18 protein-coding genes are annotated in these 18,038 nt (G+C 70.2%); 12 read left to right on the forward strand and 6 right to left on the reverse strand.

Annotation, left to right across the window (positions count from 1 at the left end; translation table 11 throughout):
* Nucleotides 1-206: 206 nt before the first annotated feature.
* On the reverse strand, nt 207-863 hold the full coding sequence (locus QRX50_RS08615; RefSeq protein WP_285971429.1) for a response regulator: 657 nt from the start codon (nt 861-863) through the stop codon (nt 207-209).
* A complete protein-coding gene (locus QRX50_RS08620) occupies nt 860-2,062 on the reverse strand; it encodes a sensor histidine kinase (RefSeq protein ID WP_285974396.1) in 1,203 nt (400 codons plus the stop codon). Before QRX50_RS08620 ends, QRX50_RS08615 begins: the two co-directional genes overlap by 4 nt.
* A gap of 197 nt (nt 2,063-2,259) precedes the next feature.
* On the opposite strand from QRX50_RS08620, the gene QRX50_RS08625 reads away from it, so the two are divergent.
* The 9 genes from QRX50_RS08625 to QRX50_RS08665 all read left to right on the forward strand — a co-directional run bounded on the left by QRX50_RS08625 (nt 2,260) and on the right by QRX50_RS08665 (nt 12,808).
* Complete coding sequence (locus QRX50_RS08625; protein WP_285974397.1) at nt 2,260-3,759, forward strand: dynamin family protein; 1,500 nt, start codon at nt 2,260-2,262, stop codon at nt 3,757-3,759.
* 32 nt (nt 3,760-3,791) lie between these two features.
* Entirely contained in the window at nt 3,792-4,418 is a 627-nt protein-coding gene (locus QRX50_RS08630; protein WP_285971430.1) for a hypothetical protein, read from the forward strand.
* Between the two features lie 120 nt (nt 4,419-4,538).
* Nucleotides 4,539-4,952 carry a nucleotide exchange factor GrpE gene (locus QRX50_RS08635; protein ID WP_434533250.1) on the forward strand — a complete coding sequence of 138 codons (414 nt, stop codon included), beginning with the start codon at nt 4,539-4,541 and terminating at the stop codon, nt 4,950-4,952.
* Nucleotides 4,949-6,775, forward strand: coding sequence for a dynamin family protein (locus QRX50_RS08640; RefSeq protein ID WP_285971431.1), 1,827 nt, complete (start codon nt 4,949-4,951; stop codon nt 6,773-6,775). The genes QRX50_RS08635 and QRX50_RS08640 overlap by 4 nt, the downstream gene beginning before the upstream one ends.
* Nucleotides 6,776-6,874: 99 nt before the next feature.
* A complete protein-coding gene (locus tag QRX50_RS08645) occupies nt 6,875-7,570 on the forward strand; it encodes a hypothetical protein (RefSeq protein ID WP_285971432.1) in 696 nt (231 codons plus the stop codon).
* Nucleotides 7,571-7,916: 346 nt separating this feature from the next.
* The gene (locus tag QRX50_RS08650; protein WP_285971433.1) at nt 7,917-9,737 is read left to right on the forward strand and encodes a phosphoenolpyruvate carboxykinase (GTP); all 1,821 of its coding nucleotides are present in this window, start codon (nt 7,917-7,919) and stop codon (nt 9,735-9,737) included.
* Nucleotides 9,738-9,873: 136 nt separating this feature from the next.
* Entirely contained in the window at nt 9,874-10,479 is a 606-nt protein-coding gene (locus tag QRX50_RS08655; RefSeq protein ID WP_220247255.1) for an ABC transporter ATP-binding protein, read from the forward strand.
* 457 nt (nt 10,480-10,936) lie between these two features.
* A complete protein-coding gene (locus QRX50_RS08660; RefSeq protein ID WP_285971434.1) occupies nt 10,937-12,187 on the forward strand; it encodes a DUF6297 family protein in 1,251 nt (416 codons plus the stop codon).
* A 45-nt stretch (nt 12,188-12,232) separates the two neighbouring features.
* Complete coding sequence (locus tag QRX50_RS08665) at nt 12,233-12,808, forward strand: EndoU domain-containing protein (protein WP_285971435.1); 576 nt, start codon at nt 12,233-12,235, stop codon at nt 12,806-12,808.
* Here the strand turns inward: QRX50_RS08665 and QRX50_RS08670 are convergent.
* Nucleotides 12,805-13,086 (reverse strand): helix-turn-helix domain-containing protein, encoded by a 282-nt coding sequence (locus QRX50_RS08670; RefSeq protein WP_285971436.1) that lies wholly within the window; start codon nt 13,084-13,086, stop codon nt 12,805-12,807. The two genes, QRX50_RS08665 and QRX50_RS08670, sit on opposite strands and share 4 nt — an antisense overlap.
* A gap of 372 nt (nt 13,087-13,458) precedes the next feature.
* Between QRX50_RS08670 and QRX50_RS08675 the strand changes: the two genes are divergently transcribed.
* Complete coding sequence (locus tag QRX50_RS08675; protein ID WP_285971437.1) at nt 13,459-13,737, forward strand: DUF3311 domain-containing protein; 279 nt, start codon at nt 13,459-13,461, stop codon at nt 13,735-13,737.
* Nucleotides 13,734-15,395 carry a monocarboxylate uptake permease MctP gene (mctP, locus tag QRX50_RS08680; protein ID WP_285971438.1) on the forward strand — a complete coding sequence of 554 codons (1,662 nt, stop codon included), beginning with the start codon at nt 13,734-13,736 and terminating at the stop codon, nt 15,393-15,395. The genes QRX50_RS08675 and mctP overlap by 4 nt, the downstream gene beginning before the upstream one ends.
* 10 nt (nt 15,396-15,405) lie before the next feature.
* Here the strand turns inward: mctP and QRX50_RS08685 are convergent, their stop codons facing one another.
* Entirely contained in the window at nt 15,406-16,059 is a 654-nt protein-coding gene (locus QRX50_RS08685; RefSeq protein ID WP_285971439.1) for a hypothetical protein, read from the reverse strand.
* A gap of 70 nt (nt 16,060-16,129) precedes the next feature.
* Between QRX50_RS08685 and QRX50_RS08690 the strand changes: the two genes are divergently transcribed.
* Nucleotides 16,130-16,699, forward strand: a complete 570-nt coding sequence (locus QRX50_RS08690) for a peroxidase-related enzyme (RefSeq protein ID WP_285971440.1) — start codon at nt 16,130-16,132, stop codon at nt 16,697-16,699.
* Here QRX50_RS08690 and QRX50_RS08695 read toward each other — a convergent pair.
* Nucleotides 16,687-16,974 carry a hypothetical protein gene (locus QRX50_RS08695; protein ID WP_285971441.1) on the reverse strand — a complete coding sequence of 96 codons (288 nt, stop codon included), beginning with the start codon at nt 16,972-16,974 and terminating at the stop codon, nt 16,687-16,689. The two genes, QRX50_RS08690 and QRX50_RS08695, sit on opposite strands and share 13 nt — an antisense overlap.
* Nucleotides 16,975-17,904 carry a bifunctional helix-turn-helix transcriptional regulator/GNAT family N-acetyltransferase gene (locus tag QRX50_RS08700; protein WP_285971442.1) on the reverse strand — a complete coding sequence of 310 codons (930 nt, stop codon included), beginning with the start codon at nt 17,902-17,904 and terminating at the stop codon, nt 16,975-16,977.
* Nucleotides 17,905-18,038: the final 134 nt, after the last annotated feature.

Raw genomic sequence — 18,038 nt, forward strand, 5'->3', positions numbered from 1 at the left:
CCCTCGTTGACGGCTGTGCCGCTTTACCCGGAATATCGTGACTGAGCCGCACCGGTCTTCGCGTCATCCTGTGGGTCGAACTCATCACCCGACCTGAGTAGTACTCAACCGGCTCGGCGGTTGATGTGCGATCGGTGAAACCCCTGAGACGACCCTGAGCTTCAGAGTCCGAAAGCCAACACAGACCAACACAGTGGATCGAGCGCTCAGCCGAGGCCGGGGCGCGCGAGGCCGGTTTCGTAGGCAAGCACCACGGCCTGCACGCGGTCGCGCAGGTCGAGTTTCGCCAGGATACGGCCCACGTGCGTCTTCACCGTGGCTTCGGAGAGGAAGAGCGTTTCGGCAATCTCCAGGTTGGACATGCCCTTCGCGATGAGCACGAGAACCTCGCGTTCGCGGTCGGTCAGCGCCTCGAGCTCGCTCGCGTCGCGCACCGGGGAGCCGCCGGCGCCCACGAAGCGGTCGAGCAGCCGCTTGGTCACCGACGGTGACACCACCGCGTCGCCCGAAGCGACGGACCGCAGCGCCGACACGAGGTGATCCGGCGGGGTGTCCTTGAGCAGGAAGCCCGACGCGCCGCCCTGCAGGGCCGCGTAGACGTACTCGTCGAGGTCGAAGGTGGTCATCACCAGCACGCGCGCGGTCCCGGCGGCCACGATCTGCTTTGTGGCCTCCACCCCGTCGAGCACCGGCATGCGCACGTCCATGAGCACGACGTCGGGCCGCAGCTCGTCGGCCAGGCGGATGGCCTGCGCGCCGTCGCCGGCCTCGCCCACCACGTCGATGTCGGCCTGCGCGCCCAGCACCATGCGGAAGCCGACGCGCATCAGTTCCTGGTCGTCCACGACCACCACTTTGATCACGGCGCCAACTTAACGGGCAGCACGGCCCGCACCTGCCACCCACCGGCGGGCGCGGGGCCCACCTCCAGCGTTCCGCCGTACACGTTCGCGCGCTCCCGCATCCCGATCAGCCCGTTCCCGCCCGCGACCTGCAGCCGCGGGGCCTTCTTCGACGGCGCAGCGGCGCCCACCGTCACCTGTTCGAGCTGCCGCGCGCGCCCGGCGCCGTCGTCGCGGACGAGCACCTCGACCACGTCGCCAGTCTTGCTGTCACCCTTGCGGTGCACGCGGACCTCGGCCCGCGCGCCGGTGCCGGCGTGCTTGAGCGTGTTGGTGAGCGACTCCTGCACGATGCGGTAGATGCCGAGGGAGACGCCGGCGGGCAGGTCGGTGAGGCCTTCACCCACCTCGAGGTCGACGGGCACGCCCGCGCCGCGCATGCGTTCGGCCAGCTCGCCCAGCGCGTTGGCGTCGGGCTGCGGCACGCGGGGCTCGCCGTCGCCGTGGTCGCCGCGCAGCACCTCGAGCAGCCGGCGCAGCTCGCCGAGGGCGCCGCGGCCCGTTTCGGAGATCGTGTGCAGCGCGCGGCCGGCCAGCTCCGGGTTCGTCGGCAACGCGAGCGCCGCGCCGTCGGCCTGCACCACCATCACGCTCACGGAGTGGGCGACCACGTCGTGCAGCTCGCGCGCGATGCGGCCGCGTTCCTCGGCCACGGCGATGCGCGTGGCCTGGTCGCGTTCGGTCTCCAGCAGGTGCAGGCGCGCTTCCACCTCCAGCTGGTACGCGCGCCGCGCCCCCACGAACTCGCCGAGCGTCCAGCACAGCGCGATGCCGAAGGCGGTGAACAGCGCGTTGCCCAGCCACGGTGTCGACTTGTCGGTGAACACCTCGACCCCGGTCAGCAGCACGAGCGCGCCGACGTAGATCAGTCCCTGCTTGCGGCCGATGTAGACCAGGATCGAGTACAGGCTCATCGCCAGCGCCGCGGCGGAGGAGAAACCGAGCGACAGCGCCCCGTGCGCGATGGCGACGAAGTACACGACATAGGCCGACACCAGCGGTTTCTTCCGCCGGAACACCAGCGGCACCACCATGGCGACGTCGATCGGCAGCGAGATGAACCACGGCGGCGGGTGGTTCTCGGTCCCGACACTGCCGCCGACGAACAGCACGAAGTCGATGAACAGCAGGACCACGGCGAGCAGCGTGTCCCCCGCCATGGGGTGGGCACGCATCCAGAGGCTCAGCCGTCGCACCCGACAAGATTAGGTCCGCGGCCGGGCAAATCGCGTCATCCTCCGGTAGCACTGTCGGTCGTACTCGCGGTGGTGTGGCATGGCACGATTTCCCGGCGGGACCAGTGGACGAGAGGGGCGGGGCCGTGACGGAGCAGGGGCGCCTCGCGGGCCCGCTGTCGATGTCGGTCGCCAACTTGTGCCACCGGCTCGCCTCGCAGGTCTCGCCGCGCACGGCCGCCGGGTTCGCCGAAGTGCAGCGCCGGCTCGCAGCGCCGCTGCAGGTGGCCGTGGCCGGGCGGATCAAGTCGGGCAAGTCCACTCTGGTCAACGCGTTGATCGGCCGCCGGGTCGCGCCCACCGATGTCGGTGAGTGCACGCGCCTGGTCACGCGCTTCCAGTACGGCACGGTCGACCGCGTCGAGGTCGTGTTCACCGACGGCACCAAGCAGGTGCTGCCGTTCGCCGCCGACGGGTCGATCCCGGCCGAGCTGGGTGTGGACATCAAGAAGGTCTCGCACCTCGAGGCGTACCTGACCAACGCGGTGCTGCAGGGCATGACCGTGATCGACACCCCGGGGCTGGGCTCGCTCGACGCCGCGTCCGTCTCGCGCACGGAACAGCTGCTGGGTGCCGCACAGGACGACACCGGTTCGGACAACCTCGACGACACCTCCCGCAACGCCGTCGCCGGCGCGGAAGCCGTGCTCTACGTGGTGACGCAGGGCGTGCGGGCCGACGACCAGCAGGCGCTCGCCGCGTTCACCGCCGCTACCGCGAGCCGTGAGGCGGGCCCGGTGAACGCGATCGCGGTGCTGAACAAGGCGGACACGATCGTCGCGGAGACGGTCGAGGGTTCGGGCGGCGACATCTGGCTGGCGGCGAAGCTGCTGGCGGAAAAGCAGGCGAGCACGCTCAAGCCGCGCGTCGCCGACGTGCTGCCGGTGATCGGCCTGATCGCCGAGTCCGCCGAGTCGGGCGGCTTCACCTCGGCCGACGCCGACGTGCTGCACCAGCTCGCCGACCTCGACGACGACGTCCTCGAGACCATGCTGATCTCGGCCGACATCTTCACCAGCTGGGAGTGCGACGTCCCCGCCGGCGTCCGGTTGCGGCTGCTGGAGAAGCTCGACCTCTACGGCGTCCGCCGCGCCGTCGACGCGATCCGCGCCGAACCGGCCATCACCGCCGGCGCGCTGCGGCGGGTGCTGCTCGACGCGTCGGGCCTCGACGCGGTGCGCCAGCGCCTGGCCATCGTGTTCGCCGCGCGCGCCGACGGCATCAAGGCCGCCGCGGCGCTCGCGTCAGTGACCGCGCTGGCCCACGCTTCGGGCGATCCCGGCGAACGCCAGCGCGTGCACGACGCGATCGAAGTCCTGCTCGCCAAACCGGAGGCGCACCAGCTGCGGCTGCTGGAAGCGTTGACGCTGGTGGCCTCCGGAGCCGTCGACATGCCGGAGGACCTCGCCGAAGAGGTGCTGCGCGTCGGCAGCAACGCCGACCTCGGTGCGCAGCTCGGCCTCCCCGGTGCCGCCCGGCCGGAACTGGCCGCCCACGCCCTCGAACGCGCGGGCTGGTGGCGCTCCTTTGCCTCATTCGGCGCAACGCCGGCGCAGAGCCGCGTGGCGCACGTGGTCCACCGGGCCTATTTCCTGATCTGGCAACAGATCCGCATGCCCTAGGAATGTCGGCGTTCACGCGTAGGGTGGATTTCGTGCGGCTGGAGAACACCACCTCGTGGCGGGCGTCCTGGGGGAGCGAGCAGGAGATCGACATCGCTCTGTACCTCCGGGACGTGCTCGCGTTGTCCGTCGCCGAGGGCCAGCTCCTGCCGCCGGTGGAGCCCGCCGTGCCGGTGCGCGTGCCGCCGGCCATCGACCGCGCCGCCGTGCAGGCCCAGTGGGCGGACTGGTGGACCGATCTGCTGGAGTTCATCCGCGTTCGCGGCGAGTCGGGTTCGCGGAAGCCGCGCAGCCGCTTCGGCCGGCCCGCTCCCGGCGACGGCTCGGCCATCGACCTGGCCATCCAGCACTTCACACCCGCCGCCGCGCGCCACTTCACCGAGGCCCGGCGGCCCGCGCTGCACGCCGCGTTGGGGGCCGCGGGGTTCTACCGGCGCCAGATCGTGGCGGGCGACCGGCTGGGGCAGCTCGTCCGCGAGACCGAGGTCGACCTGGGCCGGCGAGCGCGGCCTTTTCGGCTGTCGGTCATCGAGATCTCCGTGGCGGGCCGCGTGTGGCTCCGGACGGCCGAGGACCAGATCCTCGTGTCGTCGCGCTTCGCCGAAGACGTGCCTTCGCTGGAGCAGGCGATGCGCTCGGTGATCCGCGACCTCGCCTGACGGCGTGCGCAAGCGTTTGCGCTCCCGGATTCGCGCCCGAGGAGCGAAGATCTGCTCCAGACTGGTGGGATCCCGGCGGGCCGAACGGGTGGTCCGCGGGTCGAGCTGGGGGTGAGGGGTGTGGCCTGGTTCCGCGACCGCGGCACGGAACCCGCCGACGGTGAGCTCGGAACCACCACCGACACGTCCGCGTCGAACACGGATGTGGACGTCGTAGCTGCCCCCGGTGATCTCGAACGCGCGCTGGCCGATCGTCAGGCGCTCATCCAGCTCTGCCTCTACGCGCTCGACCGCGCCCGCAGCGGCGGCGTGGTCCAGCGGCTCGAACACGGCCTTGCCGACATCGGTGTCACCGCGCTGCGCCCCGACGGCGAGCGCTTCGACCCCTCGTGCCACGAGGCCGGCGGCGCGATCCCCACCGACGACCCGGCGCTCGACGGCGTGGTCGCCGAGACCGAGGTGATCGGGTTCGCCGAGGGCGAGCGGCTGCTGCGCGCGCCCGTCGTCACCGTCTACGCGAAGCGAGCCCAGTGACCTCTCCCAGCCTTCCCGCCCAGGTCCAGGCCGCGCGTGAGCAGCTGCTCGCCGTGGTCCGCGACGCCGACCCGCAGGCCGCCAAGTGGGTGGACGACGTGCGGCGGGCGCGCGCGGCGAAACCGTCGGTCGTGGTCGTCGGCGAGACCAACCGGGGCAAGAGCACCCTGGTCAACGCGCTGCTCGCGACCCCGGGACTGTCCCCTGTGGACGCCGACGTCGCCACGGCCACGTACCTCGTCTTCGAGCACGCGCAGCAGTGGGGCGCGCAGGCCTGTTACCCCGGGCAGCTCGCGCCTGTGCCGATCCAGCTGGGCGAGCTGGTCAACTGGGTCTCGGCCGCCCACGAGCTGCCGCCCGGCCAGATCCCGCCGCGCTACGTCGAGGTCTCCGGCCCGGTGCCGCTGCTGGAGCGCGTGACGCTCGTCGACACCCCGGGCGTCGGCGGCCTCGACTCGCTGCACGGCGAACTGGCCCGCGAGGCGGCGGCGAGCGCGACGGCGCTGGTGTTCGTGCTCGACGCGTCGGCACCGTTCACCTCCACCGAGCTGCAGTTCCTCCGCGACGTGGCCGACCGCGTCGAAACGGTGCTCTTCGTGCTGGCCAAGACCGACGCGTACCGCGGCTGGCGCGAGATCCTCGAGGCCGACCGCCAGCTGCTGGCTCAGCACGCGCCGCGCTTCGCCGATGCCGTGTTCCACCCCGTCTCGGCCCGCGTGTTCGAGACGGCCGCGAAAGCGCCGAACGAGCAGGTCGCGGCCATGCTGCGCGAGAAGTCGGGCATCGCGGCCGTGCAGGTCGCGCTGCAGGAAATGCTCGTCGGCCGCTCGATGATGCTGGCCGAGGCCAACACCCTGCGCGCGTTGTCGAGCGCGCTGGCCGGGATCAAGGCGAAACTGCAGGCCGAGAGCCGGGCGCTCTCGGCGGGTGAGGCCGAGGCGGAACAGCTGCGCGAACGCCGGGACCACCTGCAGGCCGAACGCCGTTCGTCCACCCGCGGCTGGCAGCTCAAGCTGCGCGGCGAGATCCAGCGCACCCGCGTGGAGGTCGGCCACGAGAGCAGCCGCGAAATGCGCGACGCCCAGACCCACTTCCGCCAGCGCATCGACTCGGCGAAGCGAGACGAGCTGGCCGCGCTGCCGCAGCAGGTGGACCTCGCGTTGCAGACGACGTCGCAGCGGGTCTCGATGCTGCTTTCGCAACGGCTGAACCACGTGACCAACGTGGCGCTGTCCGAGCTGTTCTCCCCCGAGGAGCTCGACGTGATCCGCGCGCAGTTCGCGCGGGCCGGCGGGCCGCCCGTGGTGCTGCGGCCGCCGGACAAGAAGCCGCCGACGGCCGAGGACAAGCTGCTGGTGTTCATGGGCATCTCGGGTGGGGTCGGCGCGGGCAAGATCGCCGCGTTGCCGCTGGCCGGCGTCGCGATCCTGAACCCGGTGGTGCTGCCGGCCACGATCATCATCGGCCTCGGCGCCGGCTGGTGGATGGCCCGCACGCGCAAGCACGCCGCCGACAAGCAGCACATGAAGCAGTGGCTGGTCGAGGCCATCGCCGACGCGCGCTCCACGCTCGACCAGCTCGTGGCCGAGCAGCTCATCGAAGCCGAGCAGCAGCTGTCGATGGCGCTCGACGAGGCGCTGAGCCGCCGCATCGAGGCGATCGAAGCCGAGCTCAAGGACGTGGACCGCACGATCAAGATGGGCGCGCAGGAGCGGGCGAAGAACATCGCGATCGTTTCGAAGCGCCTGAAGGAGGCCACCGACGGCCACGCGAGGGCGGAATCGCTGCTCGGGCGCATCCGAACGCTGCGTGACCGGGGTTGATCAGCTTGTGGACCGGAACCGAACCGGCCTAACGTGAGTCCTACCGATCGACAGCAGAACGCAGCCGGCGAGACCCGGTCCTAAAAGGGGGCTTTTCCCATGTGGGTCGACGAGAGTGGCGGCACCGACACCGACGCCAGCGGACCCGAGGCCATGACGGTCCACGTCGAAGGCCAGGACTACCAGGCGGAGGTCAACTACGACGTCGACTCCGACGGCGTGAACGACACCGCCATCGTGGAGCACGACGACGGCTCAGCGCAGGCGTTCATCGACTCGGACGGCGACGGCGTCGCCGACCAGTACGCCGTGCTGGACAGCTCCGGCCACGTCGTGGACCAGGCGGTTTACGACGAATCGAGCGGCTCGTGGGTCCAGTCCGGCGGTGCTGAGCACCCGGGCGGCACCGACACCCACTCGCAGGACGACTCCACGACCGGCCACATTCACGCCGACCTGCCCGACGGCGAGGTCGACGCCGGCGTCGCCACGATCGACACCGACCACGACGGCCACAACGACACCGCCATCGTCGAGACCAAGGACGGCGGCACGATGGCGTTCACCGACACCGATGGCGACGGCGAGGCCGACGTCGCGGTGGAGATCGGCGCCGACGGCAGCACCACCACCTACGAGCACACCGGCGCCGGCCAGTGGACCGAGGCCGAAAGCGCCGGCGTCCGCGCGGCCGATCCGGCGAGCGACTCGATCTGGGGCGGCGACGGCACGCAGCTGCTTTCGGGTGTCGCGAAGATCGATTCGGGAACCGGACAATGGATCAGCCCCAACTGACCCATTTGTAACTCACGTCACAACGGGCCCGGCACTCGCCGGGCCCGTTGTCGTTTCCGGACGCGGTGACCTTCGCCCGAATTGGGCACCCCGCATCGAAAGGATTTCCGGCGCTGGACCAATCCGGTGACAACTGAATCGATTCCCTTATCGTTCTTGTGAGAGAACCGACAGGTCAGCTCTCGGTTACCTGCCGGTCATCCGGCTACAGTCGAGGAATCCCAAAAACCCGCACACCGGCTCACCCCCGGTGTGCGAAGCCATTCGGTCGCCGGCAACGAGGCCCGCACCCGGACACCGCGGTCCGGCGTGTGGGCTTATTTGTCGTCGGAAGTCAGGAGTAGAGATGACCGCAGTCGCCATCCCCGGACTGGACAATGCGCCGACGACGCACAGTGGCGTGCTGTCCTGGGTCCGGGAGGTCGCCGAGCTGACCACCCCGGACCGCGTGGTGTGGGTCGACGGGTCCGACGAAGAGGCCGCGAAGATCAACGACGAGCTGGTCGAGGCCGGGACCTTCGTGAAGCTGAAGGCCAAGCCGAACTCCTACTGGGCCACTTCCGACCCGGGCGACGTCGCTCGTGTCGAGGATCGGACCTTCATCTGCTCGCAGCGTGAGGAGGACGCCGGCCCCACGAACCACTGGGTCGCGCCCGCCGAGATGAAGGCCACGATGACCGAGCTGTACCGCGGGTGCATGCGGGGCCGCACGATGTACGTCATCCCGTTCTGCATGGGTCCGCTCTCCGACGAGAACCCCAAGCTGGGTCTGGAAATCACCGACTTCGCCTACGTCGTGGCATCGATGCGCGTGATGACCCGCGCGGGCAAGGCGGCGCTGGACAAGTTCATCAACCCCGACGGCACCGAGCGCGACTTCGTGCCGGCGCTGCACTCCGTGGGCGCGCCGCTCGAGCCGGGCCAGCAGGACGTCGCCTGGCCCTGCAACGACACCAAGTACATCTCGCACTTCCCCGAGGAGCGCGCGATCTGGAGCTACGGCTCGGGTTACGGCGGCAACTCCTTGCTGGGCAAGAAGTGCTACTCGCTGCGCATCGCCTCGGTCATGGCGCGCGACGAGGGCTGGCTCGCCGAGCACATGCTGATCCTCAAGCTGATCTCGCCGGAGGACAAGGTCCACTACGTCGCGGCGGCGTTCCCGAGCGCCTGCGGCAAGACCAACCTCGCGATGCTGCAGCCGACCATCCCGGGCTGGCGCGCCGAGACCCTCGGCGACGACATCGCGTGGATGCGCTTCGGTGAAGACGGCCGTCTCTACGCCGTGAACCCGGAGTTCGGCTTCTTCGGCGTCGCGCCGGGCACCGACTGGCACACCAACCCGAACGCCATGCGCACCATCGAGAAGGGCAACACGGTCTTCACGAACGTCGCCCTGACCGACGACGGTGACATCTGGTGGGAGGGCATGGAGAACACGCCCGAGCACGCCACGTCGTGGAAGCACCAGGACTGGACGCCGGCGTCCGAGGAGAAGGCCGCGCACCCGAACTCGCGCTACTGCACGCCGATGTCGCAGTGCCCGATCCTCGCGCCGGAGTGGGACGACCCGCAGGGCGTGCCGATCTCGGCCATCCTGTTCGGCGGCCGTCGCAAGACCACGGTGCCGCTGGTGAACGAGGCTCGCGACTGGCAGCACGGCGTGTTCATGGGCGCCACGATGTCGTCGGAGACCACGGCGGCCGCGGCCGGCGCGGTGGGCAACGTGCGCCGCGACCCGATGGCGATGCTGCCGTTCCTCGGCTACCACGCGGGTGACTACTTCAAGCACTGGCTGACGCTGGGCAAGAACGCCGACGCCAACAAGCTGCCGAAGATCTTCTACGTCAACTGGTTCCGCCGCGGCGACGACGGCCGTTTCCTGTGGCCGGGCTTCGGCGAGAACTCGCGCGTGCTCAAGTGGGTGCTCGAGCGCGTCGAGGGCAAGGGCAACGCCGTGGAGACGCCGATCGGCTTCGTGCCGCGCGCCGAGGACCTCGACACCGAGGGCCTCACCGAGCCGGCTGCCGACATCGAGGCCGCGCTGGCTGTGGACCCCGAGGAGTGGCGCGCGGAGCTGCCGCTGATCGAGGAGTGGTTCGAGAAGATCGGCGAGGTCCCCACCTCGCTGCGTGACGAGCTCGACGCGCTGGCCCAGCGCCTCAGCTGACGTTCTGTCCGAAGGGGACGTTCGCACCGTTGTGGTGCGAACGTCCCCTTCGTGCTGCGGTGGCCCCAAGATCGTCGGGGGTGCCCGGTAGCGTGAGCCGCATGCAAGCCTTCGCGCAACGGTGGTCCCGCCGATGATCATCGACGCCCGCGGCCTCGGCGTGAAGGCCGGCGACCTGTGGCTGCTCGACGACCTGGACTTCTCCGTCGACCCCGGTGAGTGCGCCGTGCTCGTCGGCCCCAACGGCGTCGGCAAGTCCACCCTGCTCCGCTGTCTGTACGGCATGCAGGAACCCCAGCGCGGCCGCGTCCACATCGACGGCGAGAAGCCCGACGAACGCAGCGTCGCCTTCCGCCGCAAGGTCTCCGTGCTGTTCGACGACTCCGACTTCTTCGCGGAGCTCACGCCGATGCAGCACCTGGAACTCCTGGCCGGCTCCTTCGGTGTCGATCTGGGCGACTTCGACGCACTGCTCGCCGACGCCGGCCTCGCCGACCGCGCGCGCGTCACCGCCGGCCACTTCTCCGCCGGCCAGCGCCGCCGCCTCCTGCTCCTCGGCGTCACGGCCCGCCCGCACAAGGTCCTGCTCCTCGACGAACCCGAACGTGCCCTCGACACCGCGGGCAAGGACTGGCTCGTGGACCTCATCAAACGCTCCACCTCCTCCGGCGCCGCCGTCGTGGTCGCCACCCACCACCAACCCCTCCTCGACGCGGCCGACAGCGTCCTCGAACTGTGGTGACCCAGTCCCTCTGGCACGCGGCCTCGCGCCTCGCGACTGCGCTCGCCGGGCGAGTCGTTGCCGGGCGCGGTGCGGTCGGTGCGTCGGCTTCGGCCGGCACCCACTGCCACCGGCTCCGCGGCCGACAGCGTCCGCGAGCTGTGGTGCCCCCGGCCGCCGGAACCGCAGCCTCGCGCCGCACTGCGGTGCCCCACCTGCCGCGGCGTCGCCTTGCTCTGCCGACCGCATCGAGGCCGGACTACGCGGCTGCGCTTGCCAGGCAGGTCGTTACCGGGCGCGGTGCTGTCGGTGCGTCGGCTTCCGCCGCCGCCCACTCCCACCGGCTCCGCGGCCGACAGTTCAGCGACCCCACCACTCTCATCGTCCCGCCCCGCCGCACAGCTGAGCGAGCGCGGGCAAGCGTTGACACGGCCGAAAGCGGGGCCCTTCCGTGGTAGCCCTCGGTACCCGCCTCCGCGTGCCCGGCCGGAAGCGCTTCGGTGGGATCTTCAGCGGCGACAGCGCCACCTTCGTCCTGATCTTCGGTGTCGGCTTCCTCTTCACCGCGTTCTTCCGCACCGACGCGTGGCACCGAGTCCTTTTCGGACCGTCCCCTGTGGACTACCCCGCCGTGCTCGGCCTGGTCACGCTCTGCTGCGCGGTCGGCTGGCGAAGCCTGCTCAGGCGGGGCTTCGTCTGGACCGAACCGGCCGAACTCACCTGGCTGGACTTCGCCCGCGTAGACCGCCGCCGCGTGGTGGCGAGCCGGCTGGCGGGCGGGCTGACGGGTTTCGTGATCGTCGTCGCCTACCTCGCCGGGCTGATGCTGGCCGTGGGCGGCAGCTCGCTGGACCTGTGGCGCGCGGCGCTCGCCCTGGTCGTGAGCAGTGCGGTCCTCGTGTTCGCCACCGCGCGGCGCACGGCGTTGCGCGTCGACACCGCCGGGCCGGTGCTGCTGGCCGTGCTGGGCATCGTGATCGCGGGCGCGGACCTCGGGCCCATCGCGGTGCAGTACGCGGGCGGCGGCATCCTGTTGTGCGCCGTCGCGTTGTCGTTCGGCGGCGAGCCGGTCACCCGCGCGGGCCGCGCGATCCTGCTGGACGGCTGGAACGCGCGCGTGCTGCGCTCGGTCGCCGTCACGTTCCTCGACCCGATGATGATGCTGCCCGAGGCCACGGCGTCGGGCCGGTGGTCGCTGGGCCGGCCGACGCCACTCAGGCTGGCCGTCGCGGGCATCGCCGGGCGTTCGCGCTACGCGGGGATGCTGCTGCTCGTCGCGCTCGCCGTCGCGGTGGGGCACGTGGCTGTGCCGACGCTGCCGGGCTCGGTGCTCGTCGGCCTCGGGGGTTACGTCGCGCTGACCCCGTTCGGCGCCGGCCTCGGCGTGCTGTGGCGCAACCCTGGTCGCCGGCGTTGGCTCGGCTCCACGGATTCCGAGCTCGTCGTCGCCCACGGTGTGGTGCTCACCGTCGTCGCCGTCGTGTGGTCGGCGTTGCTCGCGGCCGCGCTCGCGGCGCTCGGCACGTCCGTCGACGCGCTGTCGTGGGTGACCGTCGCACTGGCTGTGCTGTCGGTGTTGCGCACGGTCACACGCAAGCCCGTCGACTACAGCAGCGCCGGATTCGTCGACACCCCAGCCGGTCCGCTGCCCGCCAACCTCGCCCGCCAGCTCTTCCGCGGACCCGACCTCCTGGTGCTCGGAATCGCGGCCCTCGCACTGCTCGGCTGACCCGCGCCCGGCGGGTTAGGCTCCCACCGGACGAGAGGAGCTGACGTGGGCGGTGGACACGCTCCGGGCACCGGCCGCCGGGCAACCAGCGAGTTCCCATCCGGCTGGAGCGACGAGCAGATCATCGCGGTCATCAAGGACGTCGCCAACGATCCGAGCGAACCCCGCACCCGGCAGTACAACGGCCGCTGGCGCTGCGTCGGCGAACGCTACGGCGTGCAGGTCGTGGTGCTGGTCGACCCGGAAGGCTTTGTCCACACGGGATACCCCGTCGCCGGCGACGGCGTGACCCGCAACCCGGACACCGCGCGCGACCCCGCGAACCCCACGGTGGCCGACCGCGCCGAGAATCGCATCAGCTACTTCACCGACAGCCTGCTCGACCTGCTGTCCGACCGCCTCCCGCCCGAGGACCTGGCCCACTACCGCACGCTGCAGTGGGCCGGCGAATGGGAAGAGCTCACCGACACCCTCGCCGCCCACATCACCATCGCCGACGTGCCGCTCAACCCGGACGAGACCTCGGACCTCGAGAAGCTCCTGAACTCCTTCGACCTCCCGGTGCGCGCGTGCGCGTTCATCAACGACCGGGACCACATCCTGGCGAAGCTGCGCGCCTAACTGGCCTGGGACATCTTGAACGCCGGGTCCGCTTCGGGGTCCTCGCACGCCGTCCGCAGCACGTCCAGCGGCACCCCCACCGCGTCGGCGATCGCCGCGACCGTGAAGAACGCCGGCGTCGGGATGCGCCCGGTCTCGATCTTCCGCAGCGTTTCCACCGAGATCCCGGCTTCCGCCGCGACGTCGACCATGCTGCGGCTCGCGCGGGCCGCGCGCAGCGCCACCCCGAGGCGCTCACCGCGGGAGCGCTCTTCGTCCGTCAACGGCACCCGAACCATGCCCCGCAGTCTAGTCGAAAGTTGTCCACCGCCTGTGGACAACTCTGTGCACAAGGTGTGGAAACCGCCGCGGGCGACGCAACCACAACACCTGGGCGACGCCGAGGCGGCCGCCCACAGCCCCTAGACCAACACCGAAACCGCCCCCAGGCAGCTGTCCACGAGGTTGTCCACAGCTCGGATCCGGACACTTCCTCCCCGAAGGCCGGATTGACCGCGTCGGCGCAAGTGCCCTGGAAACTGCCCCGAAGACCGTTCCCAAGCCGTTGACCTGGGCTGATCAAATCGTTGTCCCGTTCACGTGACGGCCGTGTGGCCGAAGTTCTAGGGTCAGGCCCGTCGCGTGTTGCGTGAGTGTTAGGTGAGGTCCCGATGTCCACAACAAAACCGGACGGGCGGGTGCGCGGGTTCCAGTTCAGCCCGTGGAACCTGTTGCTGATCGTCCCGCTGTTGATCCTGGTCACGCCGTTGTTCAACTTCGACGGTCCCCGGCTCTTCGGAATGCCGTTCTTCTACTGGTTCCAGCTCGTGTTCGTCGCCGCCGGCGTGCTGTGCACCGGCATCGTCTACTGGGCGACCCGCAAGGAGCCGACCACCGACGAGCCGGACAAGCTGAGCGTGGACGACCTCGACGAGGGTGAGAGCCGATGACCATCCAGTGGGTCCAGCTGACCATCTTCATCATCCTCTTCGCGCTCGTCACCGTGCTCGGGTTCGTCGCGTCGCGCTGGAAGGCCGGCGCGAACCTCGACCACCTCGACGAGTGGGGCCTCGGCGGCCGCAAGTTCGGCGCGTGGATCACGTGGTTCCTGCTCGGCGGTGACCTCTACACGGCGTACACGTTCGTCGCCGTGCCCGCGCTGGTGTTCAGCGCCGGCGCGCTCGGCATGTACGCGCTGCCCTACACGATCGTCGTCTACCCGATCGTGCTGCTGCCGGCGCTGCGCATGTGGTCCGTCAGCCGCTCGCGCGGCTACGTGACGCCGGCCGACTTCGTGCGCGGCCGCTTCGGTTCGCCGACGCTCGCGTTCCTCATCGCCGTCACCGGCATCGTCGCGACCATGCCGTACATCGCGCTGCAGCTGGTGGGCCTCGAGGCCGTGCTGCGCACGATGGGCATCAACGGCTCCGGCATCGTCGGGCACCTGCCGCTGCTGGTCGCGTTCCTGATCCTGGCGCTGTACACGTACCAGTCGGGTCTGCGCGCGCCCGCACTGATCGCGTTCGTCAAGGACATCCTGATCTACATCGTGATCATCGTGGCGATCGTGTACCTGCCTTCGAAGCTCGGCGGCTGGGACCACATCTTCAACCAGGCGGCCACCACGCTCGCGAAGCCGAACCCGGCCACGGGCAAGCCGGCGGGCTCGATCTTGCTGACATCGGCCAACCAGCTGCAGTACGCCACGCTGGCCCTGGGCTCGGCGCTCGCGCTGTTCCTCTACCCGCACTCGCTCACGAGCGTGCTCGCCTCGCGCGGCCGCAACGTGATCAAGCGCAACATGGTCGCCCTGCCCGCGTATTCGCTGGTGCTCGGCCTGCTGGCGCTGCTCGGGTACGTCGCCATCAGCGCCGGCGTGAAGCCGCTGACCAACAACGCCACCGGCAAGCCCGACGGCAACACCATCGTCCCGCTGCTGTTCGACTCGCAGTTCGCGCACTGGTTCGCCGGCATCGCGTTCGCCGCGATCGGCATCGGCGCGCTGGTGCCGGCCGCGATCATGTCGATCGCCGCGGCGAACCTGTGGACGCGCAACATCTACAAGGAGTACATCCGCAAGAACGCGACGCCCAAGCAGGAAGCCAAGCAGGCCAAGCTCGCGTCGCTGATCGTGAAGCTCGGCGCGGTGCTGGTGATCATCCTGATCGACCCGCAGTTCTCCATCGACCTGCAGCTCATCGGCGGCGTGCTGATCCTGCAGACGCTGCCGGCCGTCGCGCTCGCGCTGTACACGCGGTGGCTGCACAAGGCCGGCCTCATCGCCGGCTGGGTCGTGGGCATGGGCTGGGGTCTGATCATGCTGTACGGAATCCCCAACCCCGCCAACGGAAAGCTGCACTTCGGCGGCTCGGCGCTCGCGATGGGCAACCTGTCGATCTTCGGCTGGCACCCGTTGTCGGGCACCGGCCTGGCGACGGTGCAGATCTACCCGGGCTTCGTGGCGCTGATCGCCAACGTGCTGGTCGCCGTGATCGTCTCGGCCATCGCGCACGCGGCGAAGTGGAACCCCGGCGTCGACGAGACCCAGCCGGAGGACTACCACGCGGACGAGCACGACAAGAACCTGCGGCCGATCGGCGTGCACTGAGTTCTGCGGTTTAGCCCACTGTGGACGGCCCCCGCACCGGGTTCGGTGCGGGGGCTTTCTCTTTGCCGATCATCGCGTTCGACACCACGTAGAGCACCACGGCGTTGAGCAGGTGCCACAGGAAATGCGTGCCGATGGGGAAGTCCCCGCACACGACACGGTCGATGGTGCGGAACGCCAGCGACAGCGCGAACACCGCGCCCGCCACCGCGAAGTGCGTCCAATACGGGTCGCGCGCATACGCGAGCACGCCCGCGAACACCGCCAGCCCGATCAACGCCGGCAGGTACAGCCCGCCGCCGAGCGCCGCCAGCGCGGCCGTGAGCACCACGAACGCGGGCGCCGCGAGCCAGGACCATTTCGGCCTCACACCCAGGAAAACCTGGGGGAACTTCGCGGCGTAGTAGAGCACGAACACGAGGATGAAGCCGGAGTCGGCGGCCCCGCCCCAGCGCGTCGCGAGCAGGTGGAACACCGTGCTGGCCAGGAACACGAGCCCGACGAGCACCGCGAGCGTCCGCCCGGCCCGCCGCCCGTCGGCGCGCCACCACACCGCGAGGGCGGACACGAGGAACGCCAGGTTGGTGAGGTCGTTCAGCGGCTCGCCCCACAGCCCGGGCGCGAGGCGTTCGCAGTAACCGTCCACGTATGCGGTCCAGTTCACGGGGTAAGCAAACTCCACCCGGGTGAACGCGCGGTGCCGCGGGTGGCAGATTTCCCGTTACCGTGAGGGTATGAGCGACAGCCGGTTCCCCGTGACCGAACTCGAAGACCTGCCCGAAGACCTGCGTGACCGCGTGGGCGCGATCGCGGAGAAATCCGGTTTCACGCCGAACATCTTCCGCGCGCTGGGCCACCGGCCGGCGGAGCTGCGGGCGTTCATGGACTACCACGACGCGTTGATGGAGCGCGAAGACGGGCTGACGAAGGCGGAGCGCGAGCTGGTCGTCGTCGCGACGTCGGGGGCGAACCACTGCACCTACTGCATCGTCGCGCACGGGGCGATCCTGCGGATCCGCACAAAGGACCCGGAGCTGTCCGACCGGGTCGCCGCGAACCCGTGGCAGGTGGAGCTGGATGAGCGCGGCCGGGCGATCGTCGACCTCGCGCTGGCGCTCGCGCAGGATTCCGCGCTGTTCGGCGAGGCCGACCTCGAGGCGGCGCGCGACGCGGGGCTGACCGAGGACGAGATCTGGGACGTCGGCGCGATCACGGCGCTGTTCGCGATGTCGAACCGGCTGGCGCACCTCACCGCGTTGAAGCCGAACCCGGAGTTCTTCCTGATGGGGCGTCAGAAGCGGTAGAACGGGCCGGGCAGGTCGCGGCTCACCTCGAAGTGGCCGCGCAGCCAGGCGCGCAGCTTGTTCATCGGCTTCGTCCAGATGCGCGGCGCCGGCCCGAAGTAGCGCGGGTCCTCGTGCGGGGTGAACGCGTCGCCGGTCAGGAGCACCACGTCGTGGCCGCGCGGGCAGTGGCCGGACACGGAGATCACGCCGCGCGTGAGGTTCTCGACCCACTCGACCTCGTCGACGCCGAGCAGGGTGCGGCGGTCGCAGACTGCGCAGTAGACAACGAACATCTAGAGCTCCATCCGCCAGATCTCGCCGGTGACCGGCGGGCCGAACTCGCGGGTGGGTTCCTCGCGTTCCAGCCTGAACCCGGCGCTGCGGTAGATGCCGCGGGCGGCGTCGAGGGCCGAGAGCGTCCACAGCTCCATGGCCGCGTAGCCGCGGCCGCGGGCGAACTCGACGCACTCGTGCACGAGCCGTTTGCCGACACCGTGGCCGCGCGCGGCCGGTTCGAGCAGCAGGAGGCGCAGTTTGGCGGTGCGTTCGTCCGCGCTGGGCATGCAGAAGATGCTGCCGACGCGTTCGCCGGCGAGCTCCGCGATCCAGGCGGACTGGCGCGGGTCGTCACGGTGGTCGGCGAAATCGGCGACCACGCGGGCGACGAGGGCTTCGAAGCGTTCGTCGAGGCCGTACTCGCGCGCGTAGAGGGTGCCGTGGCGGTGGACCACCCAGCCGAGGTCACCCGGTCGCGGGGTGCGTAACACGAGCGTGGGGTCGGCGGGTTTCTCACCGACGAGCTGCGTGATGGTCCCCATCGCGCCGAGCAGGCGGCGCTGGTCTTCGTCGGGGAAACGTTCGAGGAGGCCGCCGATCTGGCGGACCGAGCGGCTGTCGAGGTCGGCGAACGCTTCGCGGCCGGCACCGGTCAGGCGGACGATCTGGCGGCGGGCGTCTTCGCCGCTGCGTTCCCGGACGACCAGGCCGCGGCTTTCGAGCCGGCTGAGCAGCCTGCTCGCGTAGCCGCCGTCGAGATCAAGGCGTTTTCGCAGGTCACTCACGTGGAGCTCGGTTTGTTGGGCGACCTCGAACAGCACCCGCGCTTCACTCAGCGAGTACTCGGCGTTGGCCGGTCCTTCGTCGAGGACGCCGATCACCCCGGTGTACAGGCGGTTGAACGCGCGCACGGTGGCAACGCGCTCCGCCAGGCTCACGTCGTTCATTGACCACCTCAACAAACTCGTTGACGGAGTCAAGCATCGCGCCGCAAGCTGGCTCGCGCAAGGGCTTTGCCGAATCGGACAAAAGGTCCAGACATATGGAAACCCCGTGATGCTGCCAGGTCGGGGGTCCGCCA

The sequence above is a fragment of the Amycolatopsis sp. 2-15 genome, from assembly GCF_030285625.1.
Lineage (GTDB): Bacteria > Actinomycetota > Actinomycetes > Mycobacteriales > Pseudonocardiaceae > Amycolatopsis > Amycolatopsis carbonis.

Bases quoted from the DNA above. Each gene is read 5' to 3' on its own strand.
- QRX50_RS08690 (WP_285971440.1), top strand. From the start codon at position 16,130: ATGAGCGACAGCCGGTTCCCCGTGACCGAACTCGAAGACCTGCCCGAA.
- QRX50_RS08650 (WP_285971433.1), top strand. From the start codon at position 7,917: ATGACCGCAGTCGCCATCCCCGGACTGGACAATGCGCCGACGACGCAC.
- QRX50_RS08625 (WP_285974397.1), top strand. From the start codon at position 2,260: ATGTCGGTCGCCAACTTGTGCCACCGGCTCGCCTCGCAGGTCTCGCCG.
- QRX50_RS08700 (WP_285971442.1), bottom strand. From the start codon at position 17,904: ATGAACGACGTGAGCCTGGCGGAGCGCGTTGCCACCGTGCGCGCGTTC.
- mctP (WP_285971438.1), top strand. From the start codon at position 13,734: ATGACCATCCAGTGGGTCCAGCTGACCATCTTCATCATCCTCTTCGCG.
- QRX50_RS08675 (WP_285971437.1), top strand. From the start codon at position 13,459: ATGTCCACAACAAAACCGGACGGGCGGGTGCGCGGGTTCCAGTTCAGC.
- QRX50_RS08695 (WP_285971441.1), bottom strand. From the start codon at position 16,974: ATGTTCGTTGTCTACTGCGCAGTCTGCGACCGCCGCACCCTGCTCGGC.
- QRX50_RS08645 (WP_285971432.1), top strand. From the start codon at position 6,875: ATGTGGGTCGACGAGAGTGGCGGCACCGACACCGACGCCAGCGGACCC.
- QRX50_RS08670 (WP_285971436.1), bottom strand. From the start codon at position 13,086: ATGGTTCGGGTGCCGTTGACGGACGAAGAGCGCTCCCGCGGTGAGCGC.
- QRX50_RS08620 (WP_285974396.1), bottom strand. From the start codon at position 2,062: ATGGCGGGGGACACGCTGCTCGCCGTGGTCCTGCTGTTCATCGACTTC.